The organism is Klebsiella quasipneumoniae subsp. quasipneumoniae (assembly GCF_020525925.1).
In the GTDB taxonomy this organism is placed as follows: Bacteria; Pseudomonadota; Gammaproteobacteria; order Enterobacterales; family Enterobacteriaceae; genus Klebsiella; species Klebsiella quasipneumoniae.
Map to the genome: position 1 here is coordinate 1,718,168 of NZ_CP084876.1, position 15,258 is coordinate 1,733,425.

The following is a 15,258-nucleotide window of genomic DNA, read 5'->3' on the forward strand; positions in this document are numbered from 1 at the left end:
GCTATACTCGCGGATGATCATGATTATGATCGTTTCGCTATATACATCAAGAATTTTACTACAAGCTTTAGGTGTTAAAGATCTAGGTATATATAGTATTATCGCAGGAGTAATTGTACTTTTTGGGTTTATTCAAAATGTTACTACTCTCGCAACTCAAAGATTTCTATCAATGGGATTGGGGCGAAACGATTATGTTTGGACAAACAGAGCATTTAATACAAGTGTCGTAGTGCATTTTGGTATAGCAATTATTATTTTATTTTTAGGTGAAACAATTGGCCTTTGGTTTGTAAATTCACATTTAAGTATTCCTTCTGATCGGGTAAAAGATGTAGCATGGATTTTCCATTTCTCACTTTTAGCTCTATCTGTACAAATATTACAAACACCTTTTATTGCGTCAATAATAGCCTGTGAAAGGATGGAGGTTTATGCAAAGATTGGTGTATTGGATGCTTTTCAACGATGGTTCATTGTTTTTCTTTTAGGAGCATTTAGTTTTAATGACAATTTAAAGGCATATGCTGTTCTAGTATTATGTGGGTATTTGTTTATTTTTCTTTGTTATTTTTTATTTTGCATTATTAAGTTCGAAATATGCAAAATGGATTTGAAAGTTGATAAAAAAATACTTATTGAGATGTTTTCGTTTTCCGGTTGGACACTTCTCGGTTCAATTAGTGTTGTTGCATTGTCTCAAGGAATTGCGATATTAGTAAATATATTCTTTGGTGTTGTTGCTAATGCATCTCTTGGTTTATCAGATCAAGTATTGGCTGCTATTAATAGAGTTACTGGAAATTTTCAAACTGCATTTAATCCTCAGATAATTAAATCTTATGCTGCGGGTGATTTATCTTATCTTAATAAATTACTCACACAAGCAAGCAAATTATCGTTTGGACTTGTTTTACTTGCAGTAGTTCCATTATTCACGGACACCCATTTTATTTTATCAATTTGGTTGAATACTGTACCCGAGTATTTAGTTTCACTTGTAAAAATTGTAGTGTTATATGTCTTGATTGATTGTCTTTCTGGACCTTTTGTAACAGTAATCTACGCTGTTGGAAAACTAAAACGTTATCAAATAACAATCAGTTGTATCATTCTTCTCAATTTACTTTTTGCAGTTGTTTTGGTATATAGCCGATTGCCATTATATGTTGTCGTATTTGCTCGTGTAAGCTCTACTTTATTATTATTATTCTATCGGATGAAAATTGTAAGTGGTGTAATAGATTATGACATAAGAGGGTATATATTAAATGTTTTGATAAAGTTATTCATCGTTGCAACCGTTTCTTTTATAAGTGCTTATTGGATTGATATATTCCTTCCCGAAACATATATTGGACTATTGGCTTTAACTTTACTATCAAGTTTGTTTGTTTTGATTCTTTTTTACTTTTTTGTATTATCAAAAGATGAGAAAAACTTTTGCAATCAGAAAGGTAAGAAAATTTACAGTAAGATATTTAATTGATTTTTAAGGTGAGAACATGAGTAAGTATGGTGTTATCGTTTATGAGGGTGGGAAATTTGAAGAGCAAAATCTCCTTAACCTGGGTGACTATGTTCAAAGTACAGCGGCTAAACAATTTCTACCTTCAGTAGATCATTACATCACGCGTGAAGGAATGCATCAATACAACGATGAAACTGTAAAGATGATAATGAATGCGTGGTATATGGCCAATCCAGAGAATTTTCCCCCATCAACAAAAATAGAACCATTATATGTATCAGTGCATCTGAATTCTTCAATAGTAGACAGAATTTTTAGACCAGAAGTTATTGAACATTTTAAAAAGCATGAACCAATTGGTTGTAGAGATAATCATACTAGAGATCTACTATTAGCTAAAGGAATTGATGCCTACTATTCAGGATGTATGACTTTAACACTTGGCCATTCATATAAACGTACAAAAATTACCGATGAAGTAATTTTTGTCGATATCATGCATGACTCATTATCAATGAAGCAGTTAATCAAACAACCACTTCGTTTAGGAAAAAGAATCCTTAATGGAAGGATTAAAGAGCTTGCGATCAAAAGAGATATTCTCCAAAAATATTTTGAAGAGGATGTTTTAGACAATGCTGTCTATATTGATCAAATGGTTCCTTATATTTCTGCTGAAGTTGGATTCCAAAAAGCTGACGCTTATTTGAAACGATTATCTGCTGCACGCTTTGTTGTAACATCGAGAATCCATACTGCCCTGCCTTGTTTGGCAATGGGCACACCAGTTATTTTTGTTAATGGTGGATTCAAAACTAAAGTTGATAATTGTAGATTTGATGGACTATTTGATTTCTTTAACCGTATCGATGTTGAAGCATCTGGTAAATCTCATTGTAACTTCAATTTCGATGGAAATAAAATTGGTATGTATACTACTCTTACCAATAAAGATTTACATGTCCCATATGCTAATGATCTAATTGAGAAGTGTCTCTCCTTTGTTAAGGATTGAATATAACCTTATATAATGCTGCCGGCTACTAGCCGGCAAAATAAATTATTAAGCATATCGATGAAATTAATTTTTAAAAAAGAACATTTTATTAAACAAACAATAGCAATGGTTTACCAAAAGTAATTTTAACTTTGACGATTGTACTAAGTAAAATTTTAAGGGATAAATTATGTCGCAGGATATTAATGTTGGTATTGTAGCTGATTGGCTAGTAACATATGCTGGCGCAGAGCGAGTTATTAAAGAATTCATTGAACTCTTTCCAAGTTCTGAATTATACGCTCTTGTCGAATATCTTTCAGATGAAGATAGAATTTTTTTTCAAGGAAAAAAAGCTACCACTAGCTTCGTCCAAAATTTACCCTTTGCAAAAAAGAAATATCAAAAATATTTACCATTCATGCCTTTTGCGGTAGAGCAATTAGATGTGACCAAGCATAATGTTGTTATTTCTAGTAGTCATGCCGTTGCAAAAGGTGTATTGACGGGACCAGATCAGTTGCATATTAGTTACGTACACTCGCCAATTAGATATGCTTGGGATATGCAATTTCAGTATCTTAAAGAGTCTGGTCTTGATAAAGGTATCAAAGGATTGTTAGCTAAATGGATTCTTCATAATATCCGCATGTGGGATTATCGAACTTCTAATGGTGTAGATCATTTTATTGCTAACTCTCATTTTATTGCCCGTCGTATCATGAAGGTATATGGAAGGCAAGCTGATGTAATTTATCCTCCTGTTGATGTTCATCGTTTTGAGTTAGTAGAGCAGAAAGAAGATTTTTATCTCACAGCATCGCGATTAGTTCCTTACAAAAGAATCGACTTGATTGTTGAGGCATTTAGCAAAATGCCCAATAAGAAATTAGTTGTTATTGGTGATGGTAGTGAAATGATAAAAATAAAAAATAAAGCTAAAGGTAACGTGGAGATATTAGGATATCAGCCGAATAGTGTCATGGAGGATTATATGAAAAAAGCGAAAGCTTTTGTTTTTGCTGCAGAAGAGGATTTTGGAATTACTCCAGTTGAAGCTCAAGCATGTGGTACTCCTGTAATTGCTTTTGGTAAAGGCGGTTCACTGGAAACGGTCAGGCCATATGGTGTAGCTCAAGCAACCGGTTTCTTTTTTGAACAACAAACAATAAGTTCTTTGATCAATGCCGTAAATAGTTTCGAAGAAAATTCTCATAATATTAACCCTAGTGATTGTCGAAACAACGCCTTAAAATTTTCTGCAGAAAGATTTCGCGAAGAATTTAATTCTTATGTATCAACAAAATGGTTGGATTTTAATATCTCAAAAAGTATTGAGTATTAATTATGTTGTTTTTATCAACTGTAACATACGTTTGTATTTATTGTTGTTAGTCAGTTGTGAATATGAGTAAAATACATATGATAACATTTTCCCATCGTGTTCGTGCGAATGCTAATGCATCAATAATCTCTTTAGTGCAAAGGTTTTCTGATATTGCTATTATTTTTTTAGGTTTGTATACAACTTGCTTGTTTTATAATTTCAATATTTCTTATAAAGCAAATTTAATCGGTCTAACGGCTCTTGTTGTATTTCAAATGATCGGCGGAATTACTGATTTCTATCGCTCATGGAGAGGTGTGAAGATCTCTGCCGAACTTATTATGATAATCAAAAACTGGACACTAAGTATAATACTTACATCTGGATTAATTTCACTTTTCCCAGATTTCGATATTAGTGTGAAAGTGTTTATATTTTGGTATTTCTTTGTTGTGTTGGGTTTCATTTTTTGCCGTACTTTTATACGTCTTGGTGCTGGAGTGTTACGCAAGTTAGGTTACAATACACGGCGAGTTGCTGTCGTCGGCTCTTCCCCTGCTGCTATTAGTTTACTTCAGAGTTTTTTAGAGGAACCGTGGTTAGGGTTCGTTGTTAAAGGTATTTATGATGATAAGCCACAGATCGAATATGGTAATGTACCTTATGGTGGTTCGTTGTCTACATTAATAGCCCAAGCTAGGGCAGGTGAAATTGATCGTATATATATTGCACTGAGTATGAAAGATGAGCAAATTATAAAAGATCTTGTGTCAAAACTTACAGATACTACCTGTTCAGTGTTACTTATACCGGATGTGTTTACGTTTAATATTTTGCAATCTCGAACTGAAGAAATCAATGGCGTACCTGTAGTACCTCTTTTTGATACGCCATTGAGCGGTATTAATATGTTGTTTAAGAGGTTAGAAGACATTGTTGTCTCTAGTATTATTTTAGTACTAATTTCTCCTGTGCTTATTGGTATTGCTTTAGCAGTAAAATTTTCTTCACCTGGTCCAATTATTTTTCGCCAAATACGATATGGTATGGATGGTAAACCTATTAAGGTTTGGAAATTCCGTTCGATGACTGTTATGGAAAATGACGATAAAGTAATACAAGCTACAAAAAATGATGTACGAGTGACAAAGGTTGGACGTTTCCTTAGAAGTACCTCACTAGATGAGTTACCTCAGTTTTTTAATGTATTATTTGGTCAGATGTCTGTTGTTGGCCCACGCCCGCATGCTGTTTCTCATAATGAACAATATAGATCTCTTATTCAAGGTTATATGCTTCGACATAAGGTTAAACCGGGTATTACTGGTTTAGCTCAAATCAACGGTTGGCGTGGAGAGACAGATACATTAGAGAAAATGGAGAAGCGAATTGAATACGATTTGCTATACATTCGTGGTTGGAGTATATGGCTAGATTTGAAAATTATTTTCCTTACTATCTTCAAAGGCTTTATCAATAAGTCAGCTTATTAAGTAATATCTACCTTAACCTGCTATGTATTCTAAGTCTTACATGATGTTTTATAATATTTAAATTGAGGTCTAAATGGCTAATGATATTGGCTTTAACAAAAACTCTAGAATCCAAACACTGCGCGGTATAGCTGCGCTTTCAGTTGTTGTGGATCATACATTAACTCAATTTAATATATATTACCATCTTGAAGGAATAACCGGGGGAATATTACGTAATTTGCAGGGGGTTGGCACTATAGGTGTTTATGTGTTCTTTATTGTTAGTGGATATATAATGTCCTTAACGACTTTTAATAAAACATGGGATAAAAAAGCTTCTTCTGTTTTTTTAAAGAAAAGAATTATTCGTATCTATCCTATTTATTGGTTCTGGCTGACATTACTTCTCGTTGCTTGGTTTGCAGGCTTTGCTTTGAAACAACATCATTATTCCTTTGAGAAAATAGTTTCATCTTATTTGCTTTTACCATATTCCGATGAAGAACCCAGCAAAATAAACCCAGTCCTTGGCCAAGGGTGGACTCTTATATATGAAATGTTTTTTTATATTTTCTTTTCTATTTTGATTTTAATGAATATACCTAAGCGCAAGGTGTTAATTGTTTCCTTTTTGTTTTTTTCTTTAATAATAGTACTAGGCAAAGGCTCGATAACAGGAATTCCATATATCGATTTTTTTATATCATCAAAGTTATTTTATTTTTTTGTTTTCGGTATTTTTATTTATAATTATTGCGATAAGATTATTAATCTATTCTCTTCTGTTATTTCTGTGTGTTTAAGTTTATTAACTTGCTTTGTATTGTTTTTTGTTATCGCTTTGGGTGCTGTGCCCGAAGAGTTTAGTAAAGTGGCAATGGTCTTTTTTGCAATTATTTTCTTTCTTGTATGGTTTTCCAAAGGCTCATGCAATAAGTACTTAGTTATTTTAGGTGACTCCTCTTACTCTCTATATCTATGCCATACTTTTATTGTTATGGGATTTGGTGTTGTTTGTAAGAAATTTGACCTTTCAATGATAATGCTTTCTATAATAGGAACGTTAACTATCATTTTATCGGTCATTGTAGGGTTATTTAGTTACTTCTTACTTGAAAAGAAATTACATGCATTATTTATTCAAAAAAAAACTACAGCTAACAATGCCTTCTAAAGGCTTGTTTTAATAAAGGCTATTTTGCTTGTCTTTGTTACGCACCATTTTACCCTATGCACATAAGCACCATTGCGCTAATATGAACATCAAAATTAAGCTGCGAGTATGTCGCAGTGACCACACCTGACAGGAGTATGTAATGTCCAAGCAACAGATCGGGGTTGTCGGTATGGCTGTGATGGGGCGTAACCTTGCGCTGAACATCGAAAGCCGTGGTTATACCGTCTCCGTTTTCAACCGCTCCCGTGAAAAGACCGAAGAAGTGATTGCCGAAAACCCAGGCAAGAAACTGGTTCCTTACTACACAGTACAAGAGTTTGTTGAATCCCTTGAAACACCACGTCGTATCCTGTTGATGGTGAAGGCCGGGGCTGGCACCGACAGCGCCATCGATTCCCTGAAGCCTTACCTCGATAAAGGCGACATCATCATTGATGGCGGCAACACCTTCTTCCAGGACACCATCCGTCGTAACCGTGAGTTGTCTGCCGAAGGTTTTAACTTTATCGGTACCGGTGTTTCCGGTGGTGAAGAGGGGGCTCTGAAAGGGCCTTCCATCATGCCTGGTGGGCAGAAAGAAGCCTATGAGCTGGTTGCTCCTATTCTGAAGCAGATTGCTGCGGTTGCTGAAGACGGTGAGCCGTGTGTGACCTATATCGGTGCTGACGGTGCTGGTCATTATGTGAAGATGGTTCATAACGGCATCGAGTATGGCGACATGCAGCTGATTGCTGAAGCTTATGCGCTGTTGAAAGGCGGTCTGGCACTTTCCAACGAAGAGCTGGCGCAAACCTTCACCGAATGGAACGAAGGTGAACTGAGCAGTTACCTGATCGACATTACCAAAGATATCTTCACCAAGAAGGATGAAGAAGGTAAATACCTCGTTGATGTCATTCTTGATGAAGCTGCAAACAAAGGTACCGGTAAGTGGACCAGCCAGAGCTCACTGGATCTCGGCGAACCTCTGTCTCTGATCACCGAGTCCGTATTTGCTCGTTACATCTCATCGCTTAAAGACCAGCGTGTAGCTGCTTCGAAAGTGCTGAGTGGACCCCAGGCTCAGCCAGCTGGCGATAAAGCGGAATTTGTTGAGAAAGTGCGTCGTGCATTGTACCTCGGTAAAATCGTTTCCTATGCTCAGGGCTTCTCACAGCTGCGTGCTGCTTCAGACGAGTACAACTGGGATCTGAACTACGGTGAGATCGCTAAGATTTTCCGCGCTGGCTGCATCATTCGTGCGCAGTTCCTGCAGAAGATCACTGATGCTTATGCGCAAAACGCTGGCATTGCTAACCTGTTGCTGGCCCCGTACTTCAAACAGATCGCTGATGACTATCAGCAGGCGCTGCGTGATGTCGTTGCTTATGCCGTGCAGAATGGTATTCCGGTACCGACATTCTCTGCAGCAATTGCCTACTACGACAGCTACCGTTCCGCAGTTCTGCCAGCTAACCTGATTCAGGCTCAGCGTGATTACTTTGGTGCGCACACCTATAAGCGTACAGATAAAGACGGTGTGTTCCACACAGAGTGGTTGGAATAATTTTCTTCACACAGTCAGGCCATTTGGCCTGACTGTTTTAATTTTATATTTAATGTTGCAACCTGACTTTAAGCATTTCCTTTCTACAAATATTTCAAATATCTAATTTTTAACCTTTTTAAGAATTTGCCATATTTATTATCTTGTACACCTATATTAGTCTGCTTCTGGCCTCAGTGATTTACTGGGTGTTAAATAACAGGGTTTTAATTAAAGGATATTAATATGTTACTTCCTGTGATAATGGCTGGCGGTACCGGCAGTCGTCTCTGGCCGATGTCTCGCGAGCTTTACCCGAAACAGTTCCTCCGGCTGTTCGGGCAGAACTCCATGCTGCAGGAAACCATCACCCGACTCTCGGGCCTTGAAATCCATGAACCGATGGTCATCTGTAACGAAGAGCACCGCTTCCTGGTGGCCGAACAGCTGCGCCAGCTCAACAAGCTGTCCAACAACATTATTCTTGAGCCGGTCGGGCGCAACACCGCCCCGGCCATTGCTCTGGCGGCCCTTCAGGCCACCCGGCACGGTGACGACCCGCTGATGCTGGTCCTCGCCGCCGACCATATCATCAATAACCAGCCGGTCTTCCACGACGCCATCCGCGTCGCCGAGCAGTATGCTGATGAAGGCCACCTGGTCACCTTCGGTATCGTGCCGAACGCCCCGGAAACCGGCTACGGCTACATCCAGCGCGGCGTGGCCCTCACCGACAGCGCCCACACCCCGTACCAGGTGGCCCGCTTCGTGGAGAAGCCGGACCGCGAGCGCGCTGAGGCCTACCTCGCCTCCGGGGAGTACTACTGGAACAGCGGCATGTTTATGTTCCGCGCCAAAAAATACCTCTCCGAGCTGGCCAAATTCCGCCCGGATATCCTCGAAGCCTGCCAGGCCGCGGTGAACGCCGCCGACAACGGCAGCGACTTCATCAGCATCCCGCATGACATTTTCTGCGAGTGCCCGGACGAGTCCGTGGACTACGCGGTGATGGAGAAAACCGCCGACGCGGTGGTGGTCGGTCTCGATGCCGACTGGAGCGACGTCGGCTCCTGGTCCGCCCTGTGGGAGGTCAGCCCGAAAGATGAGCAGGGCAACGTCCTCAGCGGCGACGCGTGGGTGCACAACAGCGAAAACTGCTACATCAACAGCGACGAGAAGCTGGTGGCGGCCATCGGCGTGGAGAATCTGGTGATTGTCAGCACCAAGGACGCCGTGCTGGTGATGAACCGCGAACGTTCCCAGGACGTGAAGAAGGCGGTCGAGTTCCTCAAGCAGAACCAGCGCAGCGAGTACAAGCGCCACCGCGAGATTTACCGTCCCTGGGGCCGCTGCGACGTGGTGGTCCAGACCCCGCGCTTCAACGTCAACCGTATCACCGTGAAACCGGGCGGCGCCTTCTCGATGCAGATGCACCACCACCGCGCCGAGCACTGGGTCATTCTCGCCGGCACCGGTCAGGTGACGGTCAACGGCAAACAGTTCCTGCTGACCGAGAACCAGTCCACCTTTATTCCGATTGGCGCCGAGCACAGCCTGGAAAACCCGGGCCGCATTCCGCTGGAAGTGCTGGAGATCCAGTCGGGGTCGTACCTCGGCGAGGACGACATTATTCGTATTAAAGACCAGTATGGTCGTTGCTAATTTTTTCGGGACAAAACGCAGAATGACACAGTTAACATGCTTTAAGGCTTATGACATCCGTGGTGAACTGGGCGAGGAGCTGAACGAGGACATCGCCTACCGTATCGGCCGCGCCTACGGCGAATTTCTGAAACCCGGGAAGATAGTGGTGGGGGGCGATGTGCGCCTCACCAGCGAATCGCTGAAGCTGGCGCTGGCCCGCGGGCTGATGGACGCCGGCACCGACGTGCTGGATATCGGCCTGAGCGGTACCGAAGAGATTTACTTCGCCACTTTCCACCTCGGGGTGGACGGCGGTATCGAGGTGACGGCCAGCCACAACCCGATGAACTACAACGGCATGAAGCTGGTGCGCGAGAACGCGAAGCCCATCAGCGGCGACACCGGCCTGCGTGACATCCAGCGCCTGGCGGAGGAAAACCAGTTCCCGCCGGTGGACCCGGCGCGTCGCGGGACCCTGCGCCAGATTTCGGTGCTGAAGGAGTACGTTGACCATCTGATGGGCTACGTGGACCTGGCGAACTTCACCCGTCCGCTGAAGCTGGTGGTGAACTCCGGCAACGGGGCGGCGGGGCACGTGATTGATGAGGTGGAGAAACGCTTTGCGGCGGCCGGGGCGCCGGTGACCTTTATCAAGGTGCATCATCAGCCGGACGGCCATTTCCCGAACGGTATCCCGAACCCGCTGCTGCCGGAGTGCCGCCAGGACACCGCCGACGCGGTGCGTGCGCATCAGGCGGACATGGGGATCGCCTTTGACGGCGACTTCGACCGCTGCTTCCTGTTCGATGACGAGGCGTCGTTTATCGAGGGATACTACATTGTCGGCCTGCTGGCGGAAGCGTTCCTGCAGAAGCAGCCGGGGGCGAAAATCATTCACGACCCGCGCCTGACGTGGAACACGGTGGACATCGTGACCCGCAGCGGCGGGCAGCCGGTGATGTCGAAGACCGGGCATGCGTTCATCAAGGAGCGGATGCGCCAGGAAGACGCCATCTACGGCGGGGAGATGAGCGCGCACCATTACTTCCGCGACTTCGCCTACTGCGACAGCGGGATGATCCCGTGGCTGCTGGTGGCGGAGCTGCTGTGCCTGAAGAACAGCTCGCTGAAATCGCTGGTGGCGGACCGCCAGGCGGCGTTCCCGGCGTCGGGGGAGATCAACCGCAAGCTGGGTAATGCGGCGGAGGCGATCGCGCGCATCCGGGCGCAGTATGAGCCGGCGGCCGCACACATCGACACAACGGACGGTATCAGTATTGAATACCCTGAGTGGCGCTTTAACCTGCGCACATCCAACACGGAGCCGGTGGTGCGCCTGAACGTGGAGTCCAGAGCGGATACGGCGTTGATGAATGCAAAAACCAAAGAGATTTTAGCTCTTCTCAAGTAATGCATTATCCATAATGGAAGCCATAGGGTCAGATTTTAATCGTATTATTGACCTTATGGCTTATTCTTGACATCCCACTGGTCAAAGCGTAAAACCGCCCACAGCATTATTTAATTTCGTGGCTATCCGCCATTACCCAGTTAACTGATTAAAGTGTAATCGAATGAAAATTACTATTTCCGGTACAGGTTATGTTGGTTTATCGAACGGTATCCTGATTGCGCAAAACCACGAAGTGGTGGCCCTGGATATCGTACAGGCCAAAGTGGATATGCTTAACCAGAAGATCTCTCCGATTGTCGATAAAGAGATTCAGGAATATCTGGCAGAAAAACCGTTAAATTTCCGCGCCACCACGGACAAGCACGACGCGTACCGTAATGCCGACTACGTGATCATTGCGACGCCGACCGATTATGATCCCAAAACTAACTACTTCAACACCTCTACGGTGGAAGCGGTTATTCGCGATGTCACCGAGATCAACCCGAATGCGGTGATGATCATTAAATCGACCATCCCGGTGGGGTTCACCCGTGACATCAAAGAACGTTTAGGGATTGATAATGTTATTTTCTCTCCTGAGTTCCTGCGTGAAGGCCGTGCGCTGTACGACAACCTGCACCCGTCGCGTATTGTCATCGGTGAGCGCTCTGCGCGTGCCGAACGTTTCGCAAACCTGCTGAAAGAAGGTGCGATCAAGCAGGATATTCCGACCCTGTTTACCGACTCCACTGAAGCGGAAGCGATCAAACTGTTCGCGAATACCTATCTGGCGCTGCGCGTTGCCTATTTCAACGAACTCGACAGCTATGCTGAAAGCCAGGGGCTGAACAGCAAGCAGATTATCGAAGGGGTATGCCTGGATCCGCGGATCGGCAACCACTATAACAACCCGTCCTTTGGCTACGGCGGCTACTGTCTGCCGAAAGATACCAAGCAGCTGCTGGCGAACTACGAATCGGTCCCGAACAACATTATCGCGGCTATCGTCGATGCCAACCGTACCCGTAAAGATTTTATTGCGGATTCTATTCTCGCCCGTAAGCCAAAAGTGGTGGGTGTGTATCGCCTGATCATGAAGAGCGGGTCAGACAACTTCCGTGCCTCTTCTATTCAGGGCATTATGAAGCGCATCAAGGCAAAAGGTATTCCGGTTATTATCTATGAACCGGTGATGCAGGAAGATGAGTTCTTCAACTCCCGCGTCGTGCGTGACCTGGATGCCTTCAAACAAGAGGCGGATGTGATCATTTCTAACCGTATGGCGGAAGAGCTGGCGGATGTCGCCGATAAGGTTTATACCCGCGATCTGTTTGGCAACGATTAATTCTGCCTGTCTGACACTGGCGGCTCCCCGCCGCCAGTATGCTTCTTTATCTCCCCGCTATATCCCTCACTGCGCGTATTTCTCGCACATTCAGATTAACCTCAATAAATTGTGATGGACATTACGATCCTGCTCAAAACCCGTTGCGGGTTGAAAACAGGTCCGATAAGTTAAACTTACCTTGTGAAGAGCTACCGTCACTGTGATGTAGATGCCGGAGATAAGCGCCGGGAGGTAAAACGAAGCCTGCAACGCAGGCTTTTGTTATTTATGCCCTGAGGAAATATCTGGAACAGGGCGCGAGTAACGTTATTTTTTTCTTGCCTTAAGGCCACGCCAAAACGCAGAATGAGCGGTCATTCTGTCATATCATTTTTTTATCTCTTAATATAATCTTAATCTAAATGCAATATGGAGCGAGTCTTACCACTTGCGTTTATTAAACGTCAGTTTTGTTTTTTTTCTGTCTTTCAGATATGAAATTAAAAAGAAAACCGACACAGCAAGTAGTATGGCAGCGACCACTAAGAAAAATAGGTTTTCCATAATATCTACCACAGCTTTTTGTTGGTTGAATCATTAGCATGTTAAGCAACACGGCAGGCCGAAAGCGCTGAATTGCGATCTCTAACATATCCTGTTCTTAAGAAAATTCCTACAGAAAGTAATGTCTTTTATTTATCAGGAGAAAATGCTGAAGGATCCATTAAAAATAGTATTGAAAAGAGTGACAGCAGGTGACCAGGCTTAAAGTTGTTGGCTTTTTCGCTGGCGGGCAGATGAAACTGGTTTCAGCACCGTCGTTAAAACCAGTAAAAATTATTCTTTAGCACAAAAAAGTATAGCCTGTGCCAGGCTCGGGTAAAGAAATGAATGATAAAGGAAGACAATGCGGGATGCTTATCCGTTGCCGCAATCAGCGGATTGCGGCAGGGCAGAGACAGGTTAGATCTGATAGTAATCCTTATACCACTCCACGAAGTTCTTCACGCCTTCTTTCACTGATGTCTGTGGCTTAAAGCCCACCAGGTCATACAGCGGCTGGGTGTCTGCACTGGTGTCCAGCACATCGCCCGGCTGGATCGGCATCATATTCTTCTTCGCTTCCATCCCCAGGGCTTCTTCCAGGGCGGTGATATAATCCATCAGTTCCACCGGCGAGCTGTTGCCAATGTTATAGACCCGGTACGGCGCGGAGCTGGTGGCCGGGGAACCGCTCTCAACGGTCCAGTCGGCATTGGCCTGCGGGATCACATCCTGAACGCGCACCACCGCCTCGACGATATCGTCGATATAGGTGAAATCGCGCTTCATCTTGCCGTAGTTGTAAACGTCGATACTTTTCCCTGCCAGCATCGCTTTCGTGAACTTGAACAGCGCCATATCCGGGCGGCCCCACGGACCATAGACCGTAAAGAAGCGCAGCCCGGTGGTCGGGATGCCGTACAGATGGGAATAGGTATGCGCCATCAGCTCATTGGCTTTCTTGGTGGCGGCGTACAGGGAGACCGGATGATCGACGGAATCCTCCGTGGAGAACGGCATTTTGCGATTTAGGCCGTAAACCGAGCTGGAGGAGGCGTATACCAGGTGTTTCACTTTGGTATGGCGGCAGCCTTCCAGAATATTCAGGTACCCCATCAGGTTTGCGTCGGCGTAGGCATACGGGTTTTCCAGCGAATAGCGCACGCCGGCCTGGGCCGCCAGGTGGATCACGCGGTCAAACTGTTCTGCGGCGAACAGCGTCGCCATACCCTCACGGTCGGCAAGATCCAGCTGCTGGAAATGGAATGCCGGAGAGGACAGGCGATCCAGACGGGCCTGCTTCAGGCTGACGTCATAATAGTCGTTCATGTTGTCGATCCCGACAACGTCATGCCCTTCATTCAGCAGGCGCTGCGCGATATGAAAGCCGATAAAACCTGCGGCACCAGTGACCAAAAACTTCATATTTTTCCTCCGGGGTGTGGATATCCCGTTCTACATAAGGGCCGATTTTACACTGGCTTGCGGTTGGGATCACTTGCTTTGCCGCGTCTTATCCGCCAGGCGTGAAGTGAAGGGCGCTTTTATCTGGCAAAATCGTGGTGGCAAAGGCTGATAAATAACAACGTTTCTCATTTGACTGTTAGCTGTCGAATAATAACCTTGTGACCTGTCAGCGGTTTAGCGATTCATGGCGCAATCATAAAGGTCGCCAATCCCCCCGGTATGGCGTAATTTTGTTTAAAGATATATTTTCGTCAGCGGCTGATTTAGCAAATGGGCAAAATCTCTGTAGTGTTTTCTCTGGTTTTTTGATGAATATCAATGGATTAGATTGGTTTTGTTTGTTTAGTGAATGTTTATAATGTGTATTATTTGAGTAATCCATTAATCAGTAGGCTTTTTTATTTTTATTCCCCGCGACCAGCGCTATAATCTGCGGACGATTTTCTTTGTGGAATGTGCAGTGTAGAGCATGAGTCGTTTATCCCTCCTGTCGGAACAAAGCGCCGTCGCCATGTGCAAAGGGCCATCAAGCCTGGCCGCGCGTTGTCTCCCTGGCGGCGATAGCGATGTCTCTTCTTATCTTTCCCCGCATCGTGGACGCTCCTTTCTGACGCTTGCTGACACCGGCAGGCCGCCCGTTTCTCTTTCGTCGGTGGCGGAAAGCGCACGCGTGATACCCTGCGTAAATGAGAAAGTCCTGATGGTTAACCCGGCGGCAAATGCGGAAAGTGTGGGGCATTTCGCGGCCAGGTGAGGACAGATGCATATTAAAAGCAGAGATATGTCTCAGGACATATCTCTGCTTTTAGGTTTTCAGGACACCCGTTCCGTCAGGCTGGCTTTTCAGGCCGCTGAGTGAACGTTCTGCCGATAGCCTGAAGCGAAAGAGGGTGGCGTTTAGCCTGAAAC

At 44.4% G+C, this 15,258-nt stretch carries 11 protein-coding genes; 9 read left to right on the top strand and 2 right to left on the bottom strand.

Annotation, left to right across the window (positions count from 1 at the left end; genetic code table 11):
• The first annotated feature begins 19 nt into the window (after positions 1-19).
• The 9 genes from LGM20_RS08325 (at position 20) to ugd (ending at position 12,357) form a co-directional block, all read left to right on the top strand.
• Positions 20-1,489 carry a lipopolysaccharide biosynthesis protein gene (locus tag LGM20_RS08325; RefSeq protein WP_130952852.1) on the top strand — a complete coding sequence of 490 codons (1,470 nt, stop codon included), beginning with the start codon at positions 20-22 and terminating at the stop codon, positions 1,487-1,489.
• Between the two features lie 16 nt (positions 1,490-1,505).
• Positions 1,506-2,486: a polysaccharide pyruvyl transferase family protein gene (locus tag LGM20_RS08330; RefSeq protein WP_044524140.1), complete on the top strand. Its 981-nt coding sequence runs from the start codon at positions 1,506-1,508 to the stop codon at positions 2,484-2,486.
• A gap of 172 nt (positions 2,487-2,658) precedes the next feature.
• Positions 2,659-3,813 carry a glycosyltransferase family 4 protein gene (locus LGM20_RS08335; RefSeq protein ID WP_044524139.1) on the top strand — a complete coding sequence of 385 codons (1,155 nt, stop codon included), beginning with the start codon at positions 2,659-2,661 and terminating at the stop codon, positions 3,811-3,813.
• A gap of 77 nt (positions 3,814-3,890) precedes the next feature.
• Entirely contained in the window at positions 3,891-5,288 is a 1,398-nt protein-coding gene (gene wcaJ / locus LGM20_RS08340; protein WP_044524137.1) for an undecaprenyl-phosphate glucose phosphotransferase, read from the top strand.
• A gap of 73 nt (positions 5,289-5,361) precedes the next feature.
• Complete coding sequence (locus LGM20_RS08345; protein ID WP_044524136.1) at positions 5,362-6,444, top strand: acyltransferase family protein; 1,083 nt, start codon at positions 5,362-5,364, stop codon at positions 6,442-6,444.
• Positions 6,445-6,586: 142 nt separating this feature from the next.
• Entirely contained in the window at positions 6,587-7,993 is a 1,407-nt protein-coding gene (gene gndA, locus LGM20_RS08350; RefSeq protein WP_044524134.1) for an NADP-dependent phosphogluconate dehydrogenase, read from the top strand.
• A 225-nt stretch (positions 7,994-8,218) separates the two neighbouring features.
• A complete protein-coding gene (locus tag LGM20_RS08355; RefSeq protein WP_004180506.1) occupies positions 8,219-9,634 on the top strand; it encodes a mannose-1-phosphate guanylyltransferase/mannose-6-phosphate isomerase in 1,416 nt (471 codons plus the stop codon).
• A gap of 22 nt (positions 9,635-9,656) precedes the next feature.
• On the top strand, positions 9,657-11,027 hold the full coding sequence (rfbK, locus tag LGM20_RS08360) for an O9 family phosphomannomutase RfbK (protein ID WP_115660764.1): 1,371 nt from the start codon (positions 9,657-9,659) through the stop codon (positions 11,025-11,027).
• A 163-nt stretch (positions 11,028-11,190) separates the two neighbouring features.
• Positions 11,191-12,357: a UDP-glucose 6-dehydrogenase gene (gene ugd / locus LGM20_RS08365; protein WP_044524125.1), complete on the top strand. Its 1,167-nt coding sequence runs from the start codon at positions 11,191-11,193 to the stop codon at positions 12,355-12,357.
• A gap of 423 nt (positions 12,358-12,780) precedes the next feature.
• Here the strand turns inward: ugd and LGM20_RS08370 are convergent, their stop codons facing one another.
• The gene (locus LGM20_RS08370) at positions 12,781-12,903 is read right to left on the bottom strand and encodes a small membrane protein (protein WP_000429184.1); all 123 of its coding nucleotides are present in this window, start codon (positions 12,901-12,903) and stop codon (positions 12,781-12,783) included.
• Positions 12,904-13,302: 399 nt separating this feature from the next.
• Positions 13,303-14,307 carry an NAD-dependent epimerase gene (locus LGM20_RS08375; protein ID WP_044524123.1) on the bottom strand — a complete coding sequence of 335 codons (1,005 nt, stop codon included), beginning with the start codon at positions 14,305-14,307 and terminating at the stop codon, positions 13,303-13,305.
• Between the last annotated feature and the right edge of the window lie 951 nt (positions 14,308-15,258).